Annotated in this window: 1 protein-coding gene; it reads right to left on the reverse strand. The window is 39.2% G+C overall.

What is annotated here, in order from left to right; translation table 11 throughout:
• Complete coding sequence (locus SCB73_RS06655) at positions 1–24,939, reverse strand: T9SS type B sorting domain-containing protein (protein ID WP_320569297.1); 24,939 nt, start codon at positions 24,937–24,939, stop codon at positions 1–3.
• Positions 24,940–24,946: the final 7 nt, after the last annotated feature.

Genomic DNA, 24,946 nt, shown 5'->3' on the forward strand with positions numbered 1-24,946 from the left:
TTATCTGTATAATGTGAAATGTCCAACAAACTCTCTTGCATCTTTCTCGTCATTAAGTTTAAGAACATACCAGTAATCACCTGAAGGCAATTCTTCTCCATTGTATCTTCCGTCCCATTTTTGACCATAGTGATATTTAGCAATTACACGACCATATCTATCGAAGATTGAGAATTCAAGGTTGTTGTAAATATTAGTACAACCAGGCCCCCAAGTATCATAAACACCATCTCCGTTAGGTGTAAAGTAATTGTCTAAGCAAACATCAACATATATCGCTGGAACAGTGATAGTTTTCGTACAGCCATTTTGATCTCTCACTACTACCACATAATCTCCAGATTTGTAGATTTTGTATGTGTTAGAAGATGTAAATGGTTCTCCGTTGAAGCTATACTCATAAGCTGGTGCTCCACCTGTTGCAGTTACTGAAATGATATTCATTTCAGGTTTACCTGCAGATAAAGCAAGTGTTAATGGCTGAATAGCTTTAATCTCAAAATAAGTATCTGCAGTACAGCCGTTAGTATGTCTTACAGTAATTTTGTGCTTACCTGGAGTAAGATTTGTAAAGACCTTATCGTTTACAAATTTTGCACCGTCTAAACTGTAATCAATTTGGCTAAGGTCAGCAAAACCTGGATCAACTTCAACCCTGTTTGCGTTAGCATTGTTCACACAGTCATAACTTACCTCATTCGTTGGATTAAGGGTTACTGCATCCGGCATAATGATATCGATAACATTCACACAGTTCATTGAGTCTTTGAAATAAACTTTGTGCGCTCCGCCTGACAGATTCGTAAAGTCAAATATTGATTGACCAACCGCACCTTGCGTAAACGGACCGTTTTCTTTATCTAGACTAACACTGAATACAGGAGTACCTCCGCTGATTTCAACACTAAACGCTCCATCTTTATCACCAGAACAAGCTTCAGGAATCATTGTATTTGGAACTAACGCTGCTTTAAGCAATGCTGGCTGCGTGATAGTGAAATCATGTAAAATGAAACATCCATTTGCATCTTGAACAATAACTTGGTAATTGCCCGGTCTTAATTTCTCGAATACATGAACATCATCAAATTGATTCAAGTTTGGAGAAAGTGCATATTTAATAACCCCTGTTCCACCAGAAGCAAGAATCTCCAATTTACCATTGTTTTCACCAAAACATGTCACATTTGTAACCTTAAACTGAGCAGATACAGGCGTTGCTGGTTCTGTAATAATAATAGCTTTAGATGTAAATGTACAATCTTGGCTATCCACTTTCACGCTGTACGTTCCAATTGTAAGATTTTCAAATCTTCCTTCTGTCTGAGCTGGACGTATTACAGTTCCTGCACTATTTAACAATGTGTACTTGTAGTTTCCAAGACCACCTATCGCTTTAGCAACAATTACTCCTGTTGTTTCTCCTTGACATTTAACCACTGCATTTGTAACATCTAAGTCTAAAGTTAGAGGAACAAGAGGATCGATTTTAACTGCATTAGAAATAAATCCAACACAACCACTTGCATCTTTCACATAGTATTGATATGAACCAACTGGAACATCAAATGATACTGATGATGTAAATGATCCAATAACCGTTGCAAAATTAGCAGAAGTACTGTATGTGTAAGGCGCTTTTCCTCCTTCTGCACTTAATGTAATTTGCGACAATGTTTGACATGTCTGAGCTCTTGAAAGCACTAACGTTGGTTTCACCTCTGTAGGCTCACTAATAACAATTGTTGCAGAAGTAGCCTCACAAGAGTATCCATCAGTCACTGTTACTGTATAAGTTCCAGCGCTTAGGTTAGAGAATACTCTACCTGATTGTGGTCCTGAAACAATAACTGGATTTGCAGATACGATGTTCAATGTGTACATGTAGTTGCTTCCTTGTCCGCCTGTTGGCTGATTAACTGTAATTACACCATCTTTATTTCCGAAGCATGATAACATTGACGCATTTGCACTCGCTGTAACCACTATAGGAGCAGGAACCACTAACTGAACGCTAGTTGTAGCAATACATTCTTTTTCATCTTTAACATTGATTGTATAATTTCCAGCTGTTAAACCAGTAAATTCAAATTTATCAGAGTATGCAACATGAACTGTTGGACCTACTAATTCGTATTGATAATTTGGACCCCATCCTCCAGTTGCTGAAGCAGAAATCACTCCATCATTGTTACCTGTAATACAAGTAATTTCAGACTTAGTAGTAGTTAATACTAACTGGTTTTGAGGCTGAACAATTGTAAATACATTAGTAACTGTACATTCTGGACTGTTTACCAATTTAGCCGTTACTGTATATTGACCCGCTCTTAAACCTGAAATTCTAACTGGCCCAGCAGTTGCAGAAGTTCCAGAACTTGGAACAGGACCTGCAATTGTGTATGTAAATGCACCTGCTTCATTTCCAGGATTCAATAGATTATCAACAAAAGTTAAATCAACACTTCCGTCAGTAGCTCCATAACATAACTCAACATTTACTGGCGTTACTTTGATTTCAAAAGTATTAGCATCATTTACATAATGGTACGCTTTTATTGTACAACCTGTTGTTGGGTTAAATACTGTTATTTGATAGCTTCCAATTGCTAATCCTGCGAATAATCCCGTTGGATTTGTCTGATTGAAAACTGTTCCATCTATACCCGCAATTGTATAAACTAATCCTGTTGGAGTTCCTCCAGTTGTAGCTACAGAAACCTGAATAGTTTGGTTTGTAACACAAGTAATTGGAGCAACCACATTCACATTTAAATCATTCATTGTAATGAACGATCCAATTGTTATTGGAGCAGTTGTTGTAGCATCACAACCATTGCTGTCTACTACTCTTACAGAGTAAGATCCACCAGCAAGGTCCGTTTCATCATAAACATTTGAACTGCTGCTTTGAACAACTTTTCCGTTTTTACTAAATTCATAAAGAATATAAGGCGCCGTTCCGTCAGAAACTGAATTAACAGTAATTCTTGCAAAGTTTGTAGTGTTTGTTCCTGCAGTACATCCGAAAGGTGTAACTGTTGGAGCATTTACTACAAGCGGACGAGGCTGGTTAATTCTTGTATCCACCTGAGCATTACAGCCTCTTCCTGAAGTTACTTTCACTGTATAATCTCCTGCTTGAAGGTTATCAAAAACATTAGATTCTTGAGGACCTCTGCTCACCGCAACATTACCAGCAGTAGTTCCTGTTAAAGTGTATTTATAGATTGGGTTGTCATTTACGCCTGGACCGCTTGGTGCCAAGTTAACAATGATTAAGCCATCAGAACCACCAGCACATTTCACATCTGTTTTCTGTAAACTCAAACCTGTGATAATTGTTGGTGCTGACAATTCAACGGTAACAACATCTTTACATCCAGTTGTCAAATCCTCAACAGTTATTGTATGAGAACCTGCTGGCATGGTGTTGAATGATGCTGTTGTTCCAGCAACTACAGGAATATATGCACCTGAAGTATATCTATAGTTTCCAGATCCTCCAGTAGCTTTAGCTACGATTCGGCCGCTATTAGGGAAATCACAGCTTGGCAATTGCTGAACATCTAATTGTAAATCAAGAACACCTTGAATGTTTACTGCACCAGTTACGGTAACTGTACATCCATTTCCATCTCTAACTGTTACATCATAAGATCCTGAAGAATTTACTTGGAATGATGGGCTTGATTGGAATCCGCCACCAATACTGTATTCTAGAGGAGCTTTACCAGTTGCAGAAACAACAATCTCATAAGTTCCTGTTGCACTTGGACATTGACTCGTAACGTTTGCAGTTATTGCACTTGGAAGCGCATCAGTCAAAATGTTTATAGTTTGTGCCAAAGTATTACATCCGTTAAGATCTCTTACATAAACATCCCACGCAGTTCCTAAATTCGTATCAACTACTAATTTATTATCCGTGCTGAATGTTGTCGGAGCACCCATTCCGCTAACTACCGCAGCATAACTGTAAGCTGGTGTTCCGCCCGCAGCTGTTACTGTAATAGTAGCGTTTTTATTATTACAAGAAATATTTGTCGCGCTCATTGTAAAACTTAATGGAGCCGTTGGCTGATTAACTAAGAAGTTAGTCACATTATCTGTACATCCTGAAGTTCTATCTGTAACTGTGAACGTATAATTTGCAGCTGTTAATCCTGTATAAGTGATCACATCTCCTGTTTGAGTAAATGTTCCATTATTTGGAGACAATGCAAAATCATAATTTCCAGCTGTAATGTAATTACTTACTGTAAATGCAATTGAACCTGTTGTTCCACCATTACATAACACATCGCTTAATAATTGAGCGTCAACATTAATTTCGCTAGCTTTCTTAATTTCAATTGTATTTAATGTGCTGCAACCATTGTTGTCTGTAACTCTAACTATATAAGTTCCTGGCAATAAGTTAGCAAAACTTCCACTTGTATTTGAAGTTGCCGATGCTGCCGGCTGAATAATAGCATAATTGTATGGTGCAACACCTCCTGTTACTGAATTTACAGTCAGAGTAGCAACTCCGCCTGCAGTATTACAATAAATTGGCGAAGCCGTCATATTGAAATTCGCTGGAGGGTTGTAAGCTGGAACAGTAGCTGAACCAGAAACTCTACATCCATTAGCATCTACTACAACATAGTTAATGGTACTTGCTGCGTTTATTGTATGTGCTTGCGAACTTCCAAAAGTCACACCATTGTCAAAACTATAACTATATGGTGGAGTACCGTTACTTGCATTGATTGTAACAATTGCATCTTTAGCATTATTTGAAGAATCACAACCAAACTGAGTAACAACATTTGTCGCTGCTAATGCGATCGGCTGACCAACAAATACATTTACTGCATTTGACGGACAATGTTTAGCATCTCTTACCAAAATTGAGTAAGTACCTGTTCCTAAACCTGTGAAAACATTTGAACTTACAAAAGGTTTACCGTTTATGCTGTATTCATAAGGTTGTACTCCATTTGAAGCATTAACCGTAATAGTACCATTCAAATCTCCCACACAAAGTGCGTCTGCAACAACTGTTGCAAATGTTGGTGTCGTGATTGGTGTGACGATTACCGGAACAGAAACAGCTTGACAAGTTGAAGCATCTTGAACTCTAAATGTGTAAGTTCCAGGTGTACTAGTTACGAAAGGCAATGCTGTGACTGGTTTGTAAACACCACTATTATTAAGATCATATTCGAAGGCGTATGTTCCTGCGCCTGTACCTTGCGTTGCAGACAATGTAATTGTCGCATCATTAGATGTACAGTTCAAATCTTGTGTAAGAGTAGCTTGTATCAATAATTCTTGTCTTAATACATATGTAGCATGTGCTATACAACCATTACCATCTTTTATATAAAAGTCGTAAGTTCCTGGTGCATTCAATGTAAAGTTAGGACTAGCTTGATAACCATTTCCAATACTGAACATTGGCGGAGCTACGATATCTGAATCTTGATGTCCATCAATTGTAATTGCCACTGGACCGCCAGTGTAACAATACACAGTTGCATTAGGATTAATTGTTGGTGCATCGTCTTTTGTAATTGTTATATCACGTTTAAAAGAACAAATCAAATTCGCATCTTGAACATATACATCCCAATCATTTGAACCTAAATCATCATAAGCTAAAACTGCATAGTTATTGCTTGAATAATCTGAAGCTAGCGGAGTAACTCCGTCTTTAACAAATGCATATTTATAAGCTGGAGTCCCACCAGTTCCTTGAACAGTAACCACTGCGCCTAAGTAACAATTTGCTACTGTCTGAGAAACTATATTTAATCCTAAAACTGCAGGCGCATCAACAACAACAGTTGCTGTATTAATACAAGTTGTAATAGCGTCTGTAACTGTAAGTGTATAAGAACCTGCTGGTAAATTAGTAACAGTAACTACATCACCCACTTGAGTAAGAGTTCCTAAAGGAGAATTTAAAGAAGCAGTATAACCACCCGCTTTATTTCCTACTGTAAACTTGATAACACCATCTGATCCACTGTTACAAGAAACATTTTTAACAAGTTCGCCTGCAACCGTAATATTGATTACTGGATCAACTGTATATGATTCTGTATATGTACATCCGTTTTTATCAGTAACCTGGAATACATAAGTTCCCGGGTCAAGATTTGCGAATGTTGTTCCTGGCTGTTTAGCTCTCGTTATAGGAGATAGAATCTCATATTCTAAAGGCAATACACCACCAACATGGCTAGTAATATCAACTGTCCCTTTACCACCACAGATCACTGCAACTGTCGTTGCGAATGTTAAATCCGTTGGAGGATTCAATGCCGGTACGTCAACACCATTTGTGATGGTGATCTCGCAGCCGTTTGCATCCTTAACTTTCACATCAAATGTAATACCTGCGTATGTCTCGTAAGTATCATTTGAAGAATAGCTCGCTCCATTGTCATAGCTGTATTGGTAAGGGTTTGTCCCGCCTGAAGCCACAACCGTTACAATAGCTTTTGATGGCGCGTTGCCTGCTGTACAAACTAATGCTGTAGTCACTGATGATGTAGCTGTCAATAACGTTGGCTCAATAATAGTTACAGGAACCTTAGCCGAAACGCATCCCTTAGCATCCATTACCTGAATATCATAAGTTCCAGCTGCCAAGTTTGTAAATGTATCAGCTGCAGCGAAAACTTTCAATACAGCAGCTCCTTGCGATAACTGATATTTGTATGGAGAAATTCCGTTAGTAGCCGTAACCACGATGCTTCCGTTATTTCCTCCTTTACAGCTTACATTCGTTTGTGTGAATGCTGCCATAGGAGTCGTGGTCGGTGTTACCGTGATAACATTTGAAACAGCCTGACATCCCTGAGAATCCGTCACTCTGAACTTGTACGTTCCAGCTGCATAAGTCGCAGGAAGCGCAACATAAGTTCCACTAGCGTTGATTTCAACCTCGTAAGTAGGATAAACTCCTGTTCCTCCGCCCGGAGTCAATTTGATGTCCGCAGCCAAAGTACATGTCAGATCCTGAAGAAGCTCTGCTACCAAAGTAACCTGAGGCTTAACTTCATAACTAACGATATTTGATTCGCATCCGTTTCCATCAATAATGCTTAACTGATAAGTTCCCAGAGCTGTGATGTTGTAAATAGGGCTTGCCTGGTTTGCTCCATTGATTCTGTAAGTTGGCGTTCCAACCGGTACAGTCTGTCCAACTGACAAATCTATAGGAATTGCCACACCTTGGAAACAGATCGGCGCCGGCATAGCAATTGTAGGCGAAGCATCCTTAACGATCGAGATCTGAAGCGGTGCCGCAATAACACAGTTATGGGCATCCTTCACATAAACATCCCAATCAGGATCGATAGGATCAAGCAGAGCGCTGTTTGAGCTCGTATAAGTTCCTGCACCTGCACCTCTTACTACGAATGAGTAAGTATATGGAGCTGTTCCGCCTGTAGCCGTTACGCTCACCTGTGCATCTGAATTACAGTTTCCGTTCACAAACGGATTAGCTGTCAGAGCCAATGGAGCTGGCTGGCCTACAGTAATTGATGCTGTTGCCGTACACTGAGTCGTATTGTCAGTTACCTGTAATGTATAATTTCCTGCCACCAAACCTGTAGCCGTAATTACATTTCCTGACAATGCAAGTGTTCCTGTTCCTGCTGTAAAGACATAACTGATTGCTCCTGTATTGTTTGATACAGTAAATGTAGCAGCACCGTCGTTGCCTCCGTTGCAAGAAACATCTGCTGTCAATTGTCCTGCAATCGCAATATTGGTTACCGGATCAATGATATAAGACTCTTGATAAGTACAGTTGTTCGCGTCTTTTACTTCGAATAAGTAAGTGCCCGCTGGCAAGTTGGTGAATACACCGCTTGATGCACCAGTAACGTTTCCAGCTTGTGATGCAGGAGACAAGATCGCAAATGATTTTGTGCCTACTCCGTTCTGTACATTGCTGATTGTGACTGTACTTGTTTGTCTAGCAACTGGAAGACAGTAAATCGGTGTTCCTGCGATGTCCATATCCGTTGGAGGATTCAATGCCGGTACGTCAACACCATTTGTGATGGTGATCTCGCAGCCGTTTGCATCCTTAACTTTCACATCAAATGTAATACCTGCGTATGTCTCGTAAGTATCATTTGAAGAATAGCTCGCTCCATTGTCATAGCTGTATTGGTAAGGGTTTGTCCCGCCTGAAGCCACAACCGTTACAATAGCTTTTGATGGCGCGTTGCCTGCTGTACAAACTAATGCTGTAGTCACTGATGATGTAGCTGTCAATAACGTTGGCTCAATAATAGTTACAGGAACCTTAGCCGAAACGCATCCCTTAGCATCCATTACCTGAATATCATAAGTTCCAGCTGCCAAGTTTGTAAATGTATCAGCTGCAGCGAAAACTTTCAATACAGCAGCTCCTTGCGATAACTGATATTTGTATGGAGAAATTCCGTTAGTAGCCGTAACCACGATGCTTCCGTTATTTCCTCCTTTACAGCTTACATTCGTTTGTGTGAATGCTGCCATAGGAGTCGTGGTCGGTGTTACCGTGATAACATTTGAAACAGCCTGACATCCCTGAGAATCCGTCACTCTGAACTTGTACGTTCCAGCTGCATAAGTCGCAGGAAGCGCAACATAAGTTCCACTAGCGTTGATTTCAACCTCGTAAGTAGGATAAACTCCTGTTCCTCCGCCCGGAGTCAATTTGATGTCCGCAGCCAAAGTACATGTCAGATCCTGAAGAAGCTCTGCTACCAAAGTAACCTGAGGCTTAACTTCATAACTAACGATATTTGATTCACATCCGTTTCCATCAATAATGCTTAACTGATAAGTTCCCGGTGCTGTGATATTATAAATAGGGCTTGCCTGGTTTGCTCCATTGATTCTGTAAGTTGGCGTTCCAACCGGTACAGTCTGTCCAACTGACAAATCTATAGGAATTGCCACACCTTGGAAACAGATCGGCGCCGGCATAGCAATTGTAGGCGAAGCATCCTTAACGATCGAGATCTGAAGCGGTGCCGCAATAACACAGTTATGGGCATCCTTCACATAAACATCCCAATCAGGATCGATAGGATCAAGCAGAGCGCTGTTTGAGCTCGTATAAGTTCCTGCACCTGCACCTCTTACTACGAATGAGTAAGTATATGGAGCTGTTCCGCCTGTAGCCGTTACGCTCACCTGTGCATCTGAATTACAGTTTCCGTTCACAAACGGATTAGCTGTCAGAGCCAATGGAGCTGGCTGGCCTACAGTAATTGATGCTGTTGCCGTACACTGAGTCGTATTGTCAGTTACCTGTAATGTATAATTTCCTGCCACTAAACCTGTAGCCGTAATCACATTTCCTGACAATGCAAGTGTTCCTGTTCCTGCTGTAAAGACATAACTGATTGCTCCTGTATTGTTTGATACAGTAAATGTAGCAGCACCGTCGTTGCCTCCGTTGCAAGAAACATCTGCTGTCAATTGTCCTGCAACCGCAATATTGGTTACCGGATCAACCGTGTATTCTTCTTCATATGTACATCCATTGGCATCCTTAACTTGGAATAAATAAGTATCCGGAGCTAAGTTTGTAAATACACCGCTTGTTTTTCCTGAAACATTTGTTGTCGCAGAAGCTGGAGATAAGATAGCATATTCTTTCGCCCCAACTCCGTGCTGTACATTACTAATTGTAACAGTACTTGTTGTCGCTGCTGGTAAACAGTAAACAGGAGTTCCTGCAATATCCATATCTGTCGGTGCGTCTAATGCCGGTACGTTAACACCATTTGTAATGGTAACCTCACATCCGTTTGCATCCTTAACTTTCACATCAAATGTGATACCTGCGAATGTCTCGTAAGTAGCATTTGAAGAATAGCTCGCTCCATTGTCATAACTGTATTGGTAAGGAGATGTTCCACCTGATGGAACAACCGTTACAATAGCTTTTGATGGTGCGTTGCCTGCTGTACACAGCAATGATGTTGTCACTGATGATGTAGCTGCCAATAGCGTTGGCTGAACAATAGTCGCAGGTTTTGTATCTGTACACTCTCTTGCATCTTTAACACGTACAACATATGTCGTTTTAGCTGGGAGGTTTTTAAATTCGTTTGAATCTTGGTAAGCCACAATAGGTGCTCCAGCATCTTCTAATTGATATTTAAATGGACCTACACCTGCAGATACAACAGCCGTAATCGTTCCGTCATAAGCTCCGTTACAACTAGCATTTACAGAAGAAACTGCAAAGTTTATTGTTGGAATAGCGTCTAAATTAATTGTATAAGTTGCCTGGCAGTTTTTTGCATCTGTAACTGTAAACACATAAGTACCTACACCACTAGCTGTTAAAACATTTGTTGGCATAGTAGTACTTGAACCACCATTATAAGTATATGAATAAACATAAGTACCATAACCATCCGCAGCAGTTAAAGTAAATTGAGCATCTTCACTACCAACAATACAGCTTAAATCTCTTGTTTGTTTAACGTCAAGTTTAAGTTGTGGTTTAACCTCAAATGGTACTGTAGCAGTACATCCTTTACCGTCCTTAATTGTTAAAGTATAAACTTTAGCTGCATTAAATGTAAAAGTTGGTGAACTCTGGAATGTACTTCCATCAACGCTATACGTTGCTCCACCTACAATACTTGAATCAACTGTTCCAGGAATTGTGAATGTAAATGGAACACCTGTGTAACAGATAGCTGCCGGGGCATTGATTGTTGGATCCTGATATTTGAAAACTTTTACTGGTACAAATTTGATACAACCAAAAGCATCTTTTGTGTAAACATCATAATCGATTCCCGCAACACTTCCTGCTCTAGTAAATGTATTGGTTGATACCCAATCAGCATCTATAGGAGAATCGCCTGACGCTACTACTTGATAAGTATACGGACCAGTTCCATCTTTTGCTTGCGCAGAAATGTTTCCTAAATTCGTACAGTCTGCAATTGAAGTTGCAGAAGCTGTAAGTGATAATAATACTGGTGATTCCTTAATATTGAAATCTTTAGAGGCTACTGAACATCCTGCATTAGGACCTGTAACTTCTTTAACTAATATATAATAAGTACCCACTGGTAATGAACCTAAAGTAAGATTCGTTATTGTTCCGTTTGGTGCTATTGTACTTGTAATTAGTGCGCCAACTGGTAAATTAGTAAACGCCTCATAAACCTGATAACTTACATCAACTGAAGACGTATAGTTATTTTTAATATCAAAAGTAACTTTACCATCAGGCGTTACTGGCGGCGCTGGTGGTTTTGGAAGTGTACATGTGATATTATGAGCAACATCATTAACAATTGACAATGTTGAATTTGTTGGAACTACATTGCCTGCTGGTTGGAAATAATAACATTTTGTATAATCGTCATAAACGATAAATGTGTAAGCTGTTCCAGGTGTAAGACCATAAAAAGTAGCAGATTCGCTTCCTGGCGTAGATTCCGGAATCCATCCATCAACATAATCAGCAGTAAATACTTGTCCATTACCTCTATAAATATTGAAATGGTAAGGACCATGACCAGTCAATAATGTACCTATTTTTACTGTTGCGACACCACCCGCAGGAATTGCAGGAGGACCTACCACAGGCGAACAGTAAACTGTCGTCATGTCAACATCAATATCAAGGTTGTCAACTGGTGATGCAACTAATACTTGTGTTTCAAGTTTAGAACATCCATTTGCATCCACAACTCTAACTTGGTATAAACCAAAATCTACTACATTAAAAGTAACAGAAGTATTTCCAGGATTATCAAGTTCTGATTTATCATAACCATTTATTCCTGTTACATAATAATCATATGGCCCTGTTCCTCCTGTCACCTTATCAATGATAACAGAACCTTTAGTCGTACCCACACCACTAACACAAGTAATTGGTACAGTATGATAAGTAACAACAATTGGAGTTGGTTCAGCAATATTAATAGTTTTAATTACTGGACATCCTTTAGCATCTGTAACTGTAACTGTATAATTACCTGCAGCTAAACCAGATGTTTGTGTACCATAATTATGGCCTGTTGTCGTATTTAAAACATTGATTGTGTAAGGAGCCAGTCCTTTAGTTTGATCAATTACAATATTTAATGATCCAGATTCATCTTTGTTACAAAGAATATCTGGTCCTTTAGTCATAGTGAAATCAGGATAAACCGGCAAAGTGATACTAATTGGCACTGTAGTTGTAACCGTACAACCAAGTCCATCAGTCACAGTGAATGTGTAATTTCCTGCATCACTTGTTGTCAATACATTTCCAGATAAAACTGCTGTTGGAGCAGCTGCAGAACTTGTGAATGAATAAGTGTATACTCCGTTTCCACCACCTGCTGTTAAAGTAATTCTCGCTGCTTCATCACCTGAAACGCAAGTAATATTTTTATTTAATTGAGCAGATAAAGTCAATTTTTCATTAACGATAACCGGAACAGTAGTTTGAGCTGTACAACCATTTGCATCTTTAACCCAAATGTTATAAGTACCAGCTGTAGTAACTGTAAATGTATTACCTGCCTGGTAAGAAGTACCATTGATACTATATTGTAAAGTACCTGTTCCTGTACCAGCAGCAGTAATAGTGTATGTTCCAACTCCTAAACATTGGTTTACTGCAGAAGCTGTAACTGTCGGTGCGCTATCTTTAGCAATTGTCACATCTAATTTAACCTGACAATTGTTAGCATCTTTTACATAAACATCCCAATCAGCCGTTGCTGGATCAAGATACGCAACATTGCTTGGACCAAAATCAGAAGCATTAAGTGTTGCTGCATCATGTATGAAAGCATACTTATAAGCAGTTGTTCCGCCCGCAGCAGTAACTGTTACTTTTGAAGTACCCACAAGACAGTTAGCGTTAACTGTAGCGAAAGTTGCCGACAAAGGATTTGCTGGCTCACTGATCGTAATTGTTGCACTTGCCGGACAGCTTGTTGTGTTGTCAACCACTGACAATGTGTAATCTCCAACAGACAATCCTGTTAATGTGATAACATCTCCCGTCGTACTTGTTGTGTATGGTAAACCAGTTGGAGAACTTGTAACCGTAACACTGTAGTTACCAGTACTGCTAAATCCTGAGATTGTGTATCTAGCAGATCCAGTAGCGTTTCCTTTACATTTAACGTCATTTAATTTACTAACCGAAACTGCAATCGGTGTAACCGGATCTACAGTAACCGATTTGGTATCGTAACATCCATTGGCATCCATAACCTTGAATGTATAAGTCGCATTTGGAGCCAATCCTATAAATACTCCCGAAGTAGCCCCAGTAACATTGCTCGTAGCCGATGCTGGTGCAATGATAGTATAGGTCAATGGTGAAACTCCTGTCCCTGCAGTTGTTGTAACTGTAACCGTACTTGTGGTTGCAAGACAAGTTACCGCTGAAGCAGTAGCCGTATTGATTTTCGGAGAATTCAATGGAGCCAGTGTAATTGGAACCATTGGTGAAAGACAGCCGTTGGCGTCTTTAATGATAATATTGAATGTTTGTGAAGCACCGTTGTCGTTTACTGACAATGTGTTGCCTGCCACAAAAGTTGTTCCGTTGTTATAACTGTATGTATAAGCTCCTGTTCCGCCTGTTCCTGTAACGGTAATCAATGCTGCTTGTTTTGCATTGCTTGTGCTACAAGTGAATTTAGTCGCTGATGGAGTAGCCACAATAGCCGTAGGCTCAGTAATGTTAACATCAACACTGCCTGTACATCCTTTGCTGTCTTTCACATAGAAAGTATGCAATCCTGCTGTCAATCCTGTAAAACTGTTGCTTACACCATAAGTTCCTGCAAGTGCATTACTGTAAGTGTAAGAACCTGATCCGCCAGCTCCTCTCAACAATACCGAACCGTTTGATCCTCCATTACAAGTAACATTTACCTGAGTAGCCGTTACTGTAGGATTTGTGATCGGATTAACCTGAATAGAAACTATTCTTGTACAAGCCGGTGTATTTGAATCTGTAATTTCAAAATTGTACGTTCCTGCTGTTGTTGCATTTCCATAAACAATTTGTGAACCTACAACCGGAGTAACTGAACCATAAGTTCCAGTTCCTGGGTCAACTCTATAAGTATAGCCAGATTTTCCGCCTGAAATATCAACTGTGATTTCTGCATTCGGAGTAGCGCTACAGTCTAGCTCTTTGCTGACCTTGATAGTAGCTGTCAATTGTGGATAAACCATAATTGGCGTAGCCGAAGCTGTACAATTGTTGGCATCTTTTACCCAAACTGTATAAGCTGTCGCTGAAGCAGAAACATTGAAAACAGGGTTTGTTGAGAAAGCTCCTCCAACTCCGTTGATTCCGTATTGTAAAGTTCCTTTACCTCCTGTTCCTGAAGCAGTAATTGTGAATCCGCTTCCTGAAGCAGTACATTGATTGCTCAATACTGCCGTTACTGAAGGCGTAGGATCTGCTGATAATGTAACCTGAACAAAATCTTTACAGCCTCTGGCATCCATAACATAAACATCCCAGCTCATGTCGGCTCCGCTGTTGGTATCAACTGTAAGGATATTGCTCGGATTATAAGCTGCCGCCAAAGGCTCTGCAGCATTATGCTTCACAACCGCATAGCTGTAGTTGGTTGTTCCTCCTGTTGCTGTTGCTGTAATTGCAGCATTGTCGTTATTACAATTGATGTTTGCAGCCACAGCCGTAATATCTAAGTCCGATGCTGGCTCCCCGATTGTAATTGAAGTAGAACTGCTACAGCCTGTTGCTGTATCGGTAACAGATACTGTATAAGTTCCAGCAGCTACATTGCTCAATGTTAATGTATTTCCTGATTTAGTCAATGAGCCTGTACCAAGATTCGCTGACGTTAATGTGAATGAATAATTACCCGGTGTAGCAATTCCAGAAATAGTATAAGTTCCTTTTCCTGTTGAAGTGCCTTTACATGTAACATCATTATTCTTGTTGCCTGAGATTGAAATCGGTGTAACCGGATCTACAGTAACCGATTTGGTATCGTAACATCCATTGGCATCCATAACCTTGAATGTATAAGTCGCATTTGGAGCCAATCCTATAAATACTCCCGAAGTAGCCCCAGTAACATTGCTCGTAGCCGATGCTGGTGCAATGATAGTATAGGTCAATGGTGAAACTCCTGTCCCTGCAGTTGTTGTAACTGTAACCGTACTTGTGGTTGCAAGACAAGTTACCGCTGAAGCAGTAGCCGTATTGATTTTCGGAGAATTCAATGGAGCCAGTGTAATTGGAACCATTGGTGAAAGACAGCCGTTGGCGTCTTTAATGATAATATTGAATGTTTGTGAAGCACCGTTGTCGTTTACTGACAATGTGTTGCCTGCCACAAAAGTTGTTCCGTTGTTATAACTGTATGTATAAGCTCCTGTTCCGCCTGTTCCTGTAACGGTAATCAATGCTGCTTGTTTTGCATTGCTTGTGCTACAAGTGAATTTAGTCGCTGATGGAGTAGCCACAATAGCCGTAGGCTCAGTAATGTTAACATCAACACTGCCTGTACATCCTTTGCTGTCTTTCACATAGAAAGTATGCAATCCTGCTGTCAATCCTGTAAAACTGTTGCTTACACCATAAGTTCCTGCAAGTGCATTACTGTAAGTGTAAGAACCTGATCCGCCAGCTCCTCTCAACAATACCGAACCGTTTGATCCTCCATTACAAGTAACATTTACCTGAGTAGCCGTTACTGTAGGATTTGTGATCGGATTAACCTGAATAGAAACTATTCTTGTACAAGCCGGTGTATTTGAATCTGTAATTTCAAAATTGTACGTTCCTGCTGTTGTTGCATTTCCATAAACAATTTGTGAACCTACAACCGGAGTAACTGAACCATAAGTTCCAGTTCCTGGGTCAACTCTATAAGTATAGCCAGATTTTCCGCCTGAAATATCAACTGTGATTTCTGCATTCGGAGTAGCGCTACAGTCTAGCTCTTTGCTGACCTTGATAGTAGCTGTCAATTGTGGATAAACCATAATTGGCGTAGCCGAAGCTGTACAATTGTTGGCATCTTTTACCCAAACTGTATAAGCTGTCGCTGAAGCAGAAACATTGAAAACAGGGTTTGTTGAGAAAGCTCCTCCAACTCCGTTGATTCCGTATTGTAAAGTTCCTTTACCTCCTGTTCCTGAAGCAGTAATTGTGAATCCGCTTCCTGAAGCAGTACATTGATTGCTCAATACTGCCGTTACTGAAGGCGTAGGATCTGCTGATAATGTAACCTGAACAAAATCTTTACAGCCTCTGGCATCCATAACATAAACATCCCAGCTCATGTCGGCTCCGCTGTTGGTATCAACTGTAAGGATATTGCTCGGATTATAAGCTGCCGCCAAAGGCTCTGCAGCATTATGCTTCACAACCGCATAGCTGTAGTTGGTTGTTCCTCCTGTTGCTGTTGCTGTAATTGCAGCATTGTCGTTATTACAATTGATGTTTGCAGCCACAGCCGTAATATCTAAGTCCGATGCTGGCTCCCCGATTGTAATTGAAGTAGAACTGCTACAGCCTGTTGCTGTATCGGTAACAGATACTGTATAAGTTCCAGCAGCTACATTGCTCAATGTCAATGTATTTCCAGCTTTTGTCAAAGTGCCTGTGCCAAGCACTCCTGCCGTCAATGTGTAAGTATAATCTGTTGCAACTGCATAGCCAGAAACTGTGAATGTTCCGTTTCCTGTCGAAGTGCCCTTGCATTTTGCATCATTCTTGTTTGTTGCAGTAATTCCGATTGGAGTAACCGGATTTACCGTAACCGATTTGGTATCGTAGCATCCGTTAGCATCCGTAACTCTGAATGTATATGGAGTGGCGCTTGGTGTCAAACCTGCAAATACACCAGTAGAGTTGCTTGCAACTGCAGAAGCAGGAGCAATAATAGCATATGTCAATGTCCCCACTCCTGTACCTGCAGTCGTAGTCACCGTAACTGTGCTTGTACCTACTGTACAAGTTACAGCTGATGCCACTGCCGTATTGATTTTTGGAGAATTTAATTTATTCAATGTAGCCGATCCGTTTGCGATACAGCCGTTTGCGTCTTTGACAGAATAGTTGATCGTCTGGTCGCTTCCGTTATCATTTACGGTCAAAGTCTGAACCGAACCGTAAGCACCTCCATTGAAGCTGTATTGGAATGGTGCCGTGCCACCAACTGGCGCATTGATCGTCACCGAACCTGCAACTTTGGCATTCGTAGTGCTGCACGTGAAGCCAACAGTAGTAGCCGAAATCGTCAATACATTTGGCTGTGTAATCTTAACTGGAACACTTCCTACACATCCTTTAGAATCTTTTACATAGAAAGTATAATCTCCAGCGCCTAAACCTGTAAAGGTAGCGCTTGTCCCGAATCCTGTTGTAGCGTTATTGCTATAGCTAAATCCTCCTGAACCTCCATTACCTTGTATAGTAACAGATCCGTCAAGTTTTCCGTTACAGCTTACATTGCTTTGTGTAACAATTGAAGCTGTTGGGTTTGAAATCGATTGTATGGTCTCTGTTACTACAAACGTACATGAATTAGCATCGGTTACTTTGATGTTGAATGTTCCAGCAACTGAAGTTGTGTAAACATTTGAAGCCATTGCAGTGTAGCTAGTTCCTCCGTTAGTCGAAACTGAATAAGTATATCCAGGTTTTCCTCCGTTTGGAGTAACTGTAATTGTAGCATTCGGTGTAGCCGAACAATCTAATTCTTTAACAGCAGTTGTTGCCGTTAATTGTGGGTAAACTGTAATTGGAGTTGCTGAAGCTGTACATCCGTTTGCATCTTTAACCCAAACAGTATATGGAGTTGCACTTGCAACAACATCAAAGAAATTATTAGGTCCAAACGAACCTGTAGGTCCGTTGATTCCATAAGTCAAAGGAGTTACTAAGTTTGTTCCACCTGGTGTAGCAGTAATTCTGAATTTATTTCCAGAACCTGTACATTGATTGTCTAAAGTTGCCGTAACCGTCGGAACAGCATCCATTAGAATAGATACATTTACCGTGTCAGGACATCCATTTACATCTTTTATATAAACTGTCCAATTACGATCATTGCCGTTGTTTGTATCAACAGTCATTGTTGCGCTTGTAGTATAAGCTCCTGCCGCTGGTGCTGGAGATCCTTGTTTTACAACTGCATAAGAATAATTAGGCGTTCCTCCAGATCCTACAGCCGTAATTACAGATGTAAATTTACTACATGTGATGTTCGCTGCTGTTGCAGTCACGTCTACTGCATTACTTGGCTGTGTTAGCGTTACTGTATAACTAGACGTACATTTTGTTGTTCTATCTGTAGCAGTAATAGTATAAGAACCTGCAGCTAATGCACTAGTTACAGCAATAGTCGTATTTGATGAACCAACTAAATTATTTGCACTCTGAATAGTATTACCTAAACCATCTGTAATAACATAATCGTATCTACTTTTAACTCCATTAACAGTAAACTGAATTGTTCCTGTACCACCATAACATTTAATAGTTGTAACAACTGATCCACCAGCTACAATATCTGGTGCTCCTTTTACTGTATAAGGTTTAGTGAATGAACAACCTGTTTTAATATCTGTAGCCTGAAAAATATATGCGCCAGGAGTTAATCCCTTGAATTCACCATCAGAATTAGTTGCTGTATCATATCCAGCTGGACCAGAAATAATCTGATAACGAATAGGCGCCGAAACTCCACCTTTTACCGCAGCAATATTAACGTGACCACCTGCTGGTGTTGTAGAACAATCATAACCGTTATCGGTTATTGTAATATCTGTAATTTGGTCAAATGCTCCAATAGTAATACTTAATGGACCAATTTGACAATTATTACTATCTTTAATATAAGCTGTTACAGTACTACCTGCAGCTGTCGTTGGGAAAGTATTTGTAGTTGTAAAACTTGTAGCGTTATTAAAACTATATTGATATCCTGTTCCTGTTCCACCGGATGCTGTTACAGTAACTACAGCCGGAACAGTTCCTGTTGGGCCACACGTAATGTCTGTAGCAGAAATACTTCCTTGAACCACCGGTGGTTCTGTTAAAGTAATAGATTCTGGAGATGAAATACATCCTTTGTTGTCTTTTACTTGATATGGGTAAGCAACTCCTGCTTTTAAACCTGAATAAGTTGCAGTAGTAGTGAATCCACTGTTATTAAAACTATAAGTGTAACCTCCTGAACCTCCTGAGCCAGAAAGCGTAACTGATCCATTTGTTCCGCCATAACAAGTAACTTGTGTTGGAGAAGCAGTAACTGTTGGGTTCGTTATCGCATCTACTGTCGCACTTACTTCAAACGTACATGCTGTTGGAGTGTTTGAATCAGAAATTTCAAATGTATATAATCCAGATCCTGGTGCTGGGTAATCAAATGCTGTTCCTGTAACAGTTGTACTTGATCCATAAGAACCAGATCCTGTTTTAACTCTATATTTATAAGTTGTTTTACCACCGCTGATATCAACATGAATTGTTGCTCCTACACTATTACAATCTAATGGTTTACTAATTGATGCTTTTGCATCTAACGCTGGAGCCACAATAATACCATTAACTGTCACAGAACAGTTATTACTGTCTGTAACCACAACAGAGTGTGTACCAACACCTACTCCTGTAAAAGTATTTGTATTCACAGCAGCAGCACCATCTAAACTGTAAGTCAAAGTCCCTGTTCCTGTAGCTGTGATTATAATTGTAGCTTTATCAGCATCATAACATAAATCTGAAGAGGCAAAACTCGCCGTTGGTTGAGTTGGAGCGTTTACCACTATAGCAGGAGAAATTGAAGAAAGACATCCATTAATATCTTTAGCCGCAACCGTGTAAGTTCCCGGTGCTGTTACATTAGTGAAAACATTTGAATGAGGAAAAGCATTACCAGCAATTACTGTAACACCATCCGCCGCTCTTAATTCATATGTATAAGTAGGTCCTGTTCCTCCTGAAGCAGTAGCTGTAATAGTAGCGCCATTTCCTGTTCCACATTTTGCCTGAGCAGTAACTGTTGCGAAAACAGTAACTGGTGTTGCTGTTCCAACAGTTGTATTAACTGTTTCTGAACAAGTGCCGGCTAGATCACTTTGAACAACTACAGTATATGGACCTGCAATTAATTTTTCAATAAAAAGTGGACTAGCTGTAGCTTTTTGTAGAGCTCCACCATTTACAGAATAATAAAAAGTTCCACTAAAGTTTTGAACAGGAATAGTAATTGTACCTGTATCTTTACCGTTACAAAGAACATCTTGAATTTCAGGCTTCAAAACAGTAAATGCTTTATCTGTTCCAACATCAAAACGAACCACTTTCTCTTGTAAACATGTTTGTGGTAATTGATAAACTGAAATGTCATCAATCAATAAATCATTTCCATTATATTCTAAACTTCCTGAACGGATAACAAATGTTAGGTTTGTATTATTCCCAGGGTTTAACGAAATCGTAGGGATTTCAATCCATTTTGTTCTGTTTGGATCATTTTTCGCTTCTGCAATTTTTCCAGTATCAACTCGTGCAACAACTTTTCCAGATGGATCGACCAATTCGAATCGAACTATTGGAGCTGCTCCATCGACACCTGCATTCAATAAATTGGCAACTGCCACATCTACTTTTACTGGTTGATTTGGGATAACATCTGCAATCGGTTTGCTATATAAAATTCCATAATCACCAGCCGCTGAACCAATATTTACTAATAAATATCTTCCATTTTGGTCACCTCCATTAGAAGTATGATCTTTAAATGGATACCAAGCCGTGTCGTTTCTCCAAAAGAAACTTGCCACAGAATATTGATTATCCTCAACAGATCTTGTAGGATTAGGACAAGTATGGATATTTACATCTTGATTGTTAAAACAATAAGCTGCTGCAATACCAGGACTTTGCGTAGGTGCTCCACTTCCGAAATCTTCTTTTAATAAATTACTGTATGTAGTAGCGTCTTCTAATTTATATTTTATTGTAACATAATGGCTTCCTGATTTAATATTAGTAAAGACATTATTAGTAACTGGCGTGTTTGGTATACCGTCTAAAGAATATTCGTATGAATATACATTACTTGAAGAATTAATAACCGTTGCCGTAGTTTGTCCTTTACCAGTACAATCATAAATAACATCAGATAATTTAACATCTGGATCAGCAGGTTTTGGATCTAAAATTACATTATAAGGCAATTTATACGTACAACCATTCGCATCTTTAACGACTAAGACATAAGTACCAGCTGTAACATCTGCATAAGGCAAATCATCAAATGATTGACCTCCATCAAAAGAATATTTATATGGAGCCGTACCTCCTGAAACGTTTGTGAATCTTAATCTTCCACCAGTTCCGCCAAGTCTACATCCTGCTAATTCAGCTACACCACCAGAAGCCGTTAATTCAGAAGCTGGCGAATTAATTGTAATCACCTGTGCAGGATCTGTACAAGTTGTTCCTGATAATGTATATTTCACAACAACATTATAAGTACCTCCGGTTAGGTTTGAGAAAGTTCCGTTACTACTCCATGTTACACCGTTATTAATGCTATACTGCATTGTATAACCGTTTTGAGCTGTAACATTTACCTTAATTTCTCCTTTATCAGTGTAACATATAATATCTGTTTTACTAATCGTATATTGTGGTTTTGGACTTGCTGTGAATGTAATTGAATTAGTAGCCTTACATCCATTTGCATCAGAAACCGCAATATTATAAACTCCGCCTGCAGGCAATGTTGCAAATGTTACCGGTATTGTTGCTCCTGTATAAAGAGTGTAGTCTCCACCGTTTAGGGAATAATAATACGGTGAGGTTCCTCCGGCAATAGTTAATTTAATTCCTCCATCCTGACAAGCAGTTAATGCTGGAGACATAGCAGGAGTAACAGTAAGTTTTGCAACTGTGTTAATTGTTATATCCTGAGTAGCCTTACAACCATCCTCTGTAATTACTTCCGTGGTATATGTTCCAGCTGTTAACTTATCATATAGAAATTGATTATTAGAAATATTACCTGATGTGATTACAAGTTTTTTAGGCGATTTTGTATAAATATTAAAAGTATACTGAGGATCAGCATCATTGGCCACAATAAGTACCTGACCTAAGTCACCATTACATAATGGCTGAGAAGCTGTAGCAGTCATGCTAAAGGCTCTTTTTCTGATTACAATATCTCCAATATTAAAAATACAAGGATTAGTAGTTACACCAACCTGTCTTATAAAAATAATATATGTTTTTTGCGTTACACCTGCGCCCCATGTAGTCCCAGTAATTGGGAATATTGGGCTTGATTGATAAGCTCCAGGTACAGGTGTTGTATTAGGGATTTGCTCGGCTATTGCATATTCATATTGTGCATTACCTCCACCAACAGTTATGTTTCCAGCTTTTCCACACATAATATCTTTGTGTGTTTCAGTTGGGTTGAATACGTTTTTATAAACATTGAAATAAAAACGATTAAAACAGCCTCCAGTATAATTCAATGTCAATCTAAATTGACCTGACTGATCTGCTCTGTAATTTGGGCCGTCACCAACTTTTGTCCAAGTACACGAAGTTCCTTCATTTGCACAATTTTGGCTGGCTGATGCTGGACAACTGCTCTCGTCAAGTTTCTCCCAAACAATTACTGAACCATCATTAATGCCTGTTGGAATATCTCTATACGAATTAGCTCCACACAAGAAAATATTTGGCAATAATTTACCATTACTTGTACATTGTACTGTTTGATCAGCATATTTAATAACAGGGTTAGTCGCAATTCCTCCAAAAGGAACTACTGTAATTTCCTCCGTATAATCTGTACATGGCTTATTTGCTATTCCTGTTACCTTGTATAATCCAGGCTGTGTTACAGTAACTGATTGCCCAGTTGCGGTAAAATTTCCAGGTCCTGTCCAAGAGTAGCTAGCATATCCGTCTGAAGCTTTAATAACTTGGCTTGCACTACATAAAACAACATTTTGCGTAAACTTACAATCCTTTACTCCTACCAAGAAGTTTGTAGACTGTGGTGTTCCAAGATTACAAGCTGTGTATGATGATAAACTAGGATCATCTGTAATTTGTGTTGGATTTATGGCTCCTTTATAAGTAGCATACCCAGAATTTTGAATAATAGGGTCACAGGCATCACTTAACTCATTACAAGTAGGAACTACTTTTACACTGAATCTAATTTCACTGCGCACAAAAGGTGGCCCAGGTATTAAATTCTTTTTAACTAATGCGTCAGGAATTTTGAAAAGAAGTGTTCTTGTTGCAGCGTTGTAAGTAACGTTATTTGCAACCGTCATTCCGCTTGGCAAAGAAGTAATATCACCAGGAAAACTGAAGTTAATGTTTTTTGGTAATACATCTTTAATTACAAACTCTTTAGCATCATCGTTGCCTTGGTTTTCAAATCCAAGTACATAATTTAATTGTTCTCCTAAGGTTACATCTTTTGAACTTGCATCAGCGCCATTAGTATCAAAAACCTGCTTGGTCAATAAAATTTTTGGTTCGATAATTTCAACTGCGAATGTTGATAAAAATGCACCATAACCGTCACTAGAAGTTGTAAGTCTTAAAGTAGCACCCGTTTCATCATTTGGAACAACACTATTTATTGCACCAGAACTTGATGGCGGATTTGGAATAATAACTTGATCAATATCAAATCCCATAGTATTGGTACTATTAGGATTTCTTGATAAATAATGAGATCCATCTGCAGAAACTGTCGCGTTGAAGAAATTTCCTATCGGATTAACTGCGTCATAGATAACTGTAAATGCACTCGATTTATTTGCTTTAAATTGTAAATCGTCTCCTGTTTTAAGATTATCGCCTTCAAGAGCACCAACACCAATTTTTGCATTTACAGGAAATGGAGCGGGTAAAGTTTGAAATCCATTTACTGTATAATCAACCGTTTTAATTCCTCCTGCATCTGGGTTAACACCTACATAACCATCAAAAACAGAAATAAATTTACTTGGCATTGTTGGGCTTTCGTAAATCACGACCAAAGACCATCCTCCAGCACCACCACCATCACGTTTTCCTAAAGCGGCGCGCACATTCCCTACAGTATAAACACCATCTGCATTTGCCAAGGCTTGCAATGTTGTTGTTACGTTTTTAAAACATACATAAGGAGAATCTTTAAAAGAATTTTGAACGTTTGTATAATCGTATCCATCAAAAATAACTTCATCTGCAGTTACGTTTTGATAGGTACCTCCTGGAACTTTAAACTTAATTGTTTTCCAAGTATCAAGAGGTCTTAATGAACCATCGTATTTTTTTCCGCTATCAGTACTTCTTTCGTAAGGATAAATTGCTGACCAATATAGACCGGCAAAAACAATTTTTTTACAGCTATTATTAATTTTCAATTCTGATTGAGACGAACTGAAAATTCCTGTTGCAGGATCAACATTGATGTATTCAACATTGTAACTATTATTATCTCCCGGAGAATTAAAAGGAGTATTAGCCTCAGCAGTTAAAGTTGCTAAATTCGTAACCGTTCCTGTAAATAAAACTCCTGTTTGAGGTGCTCCATTTTTATTATACGTTGGAGCAGTATCTACCTTATTGATTACCGTGTTTCCAATTAAAATAACATCTCCTTTAACTTTTATGTTTCCTCCAGTAAGTCGAGGTGTAAAAGCTTTTCCAATTTGAGCATTTACTGAAGTAAAACTTAATAGTAAAAACAAAACGAACATCGCATAGCGCGATAAATTTTTTGTATTTAATCTTTTTATTGTCTTTAAACTTTCGTCCAAACAATAATGCATTAAATCCTCCAACTGGCATTTAGCTTGGGTAACTAAACGTGCACAACATGCAATTGCAAGTTTTACATTCTTTAAGATAGTAGGTTTTTTCATGGTCTTC

The organism is Flavobacterium sp. KACC 22761 (assembly GCF_034058155.1).
Lineage (GTDB): Bacteria > Bacteroidota > Bacteroidia > Flavobacteriales > Flavobacteriaceae > Flavobacterium.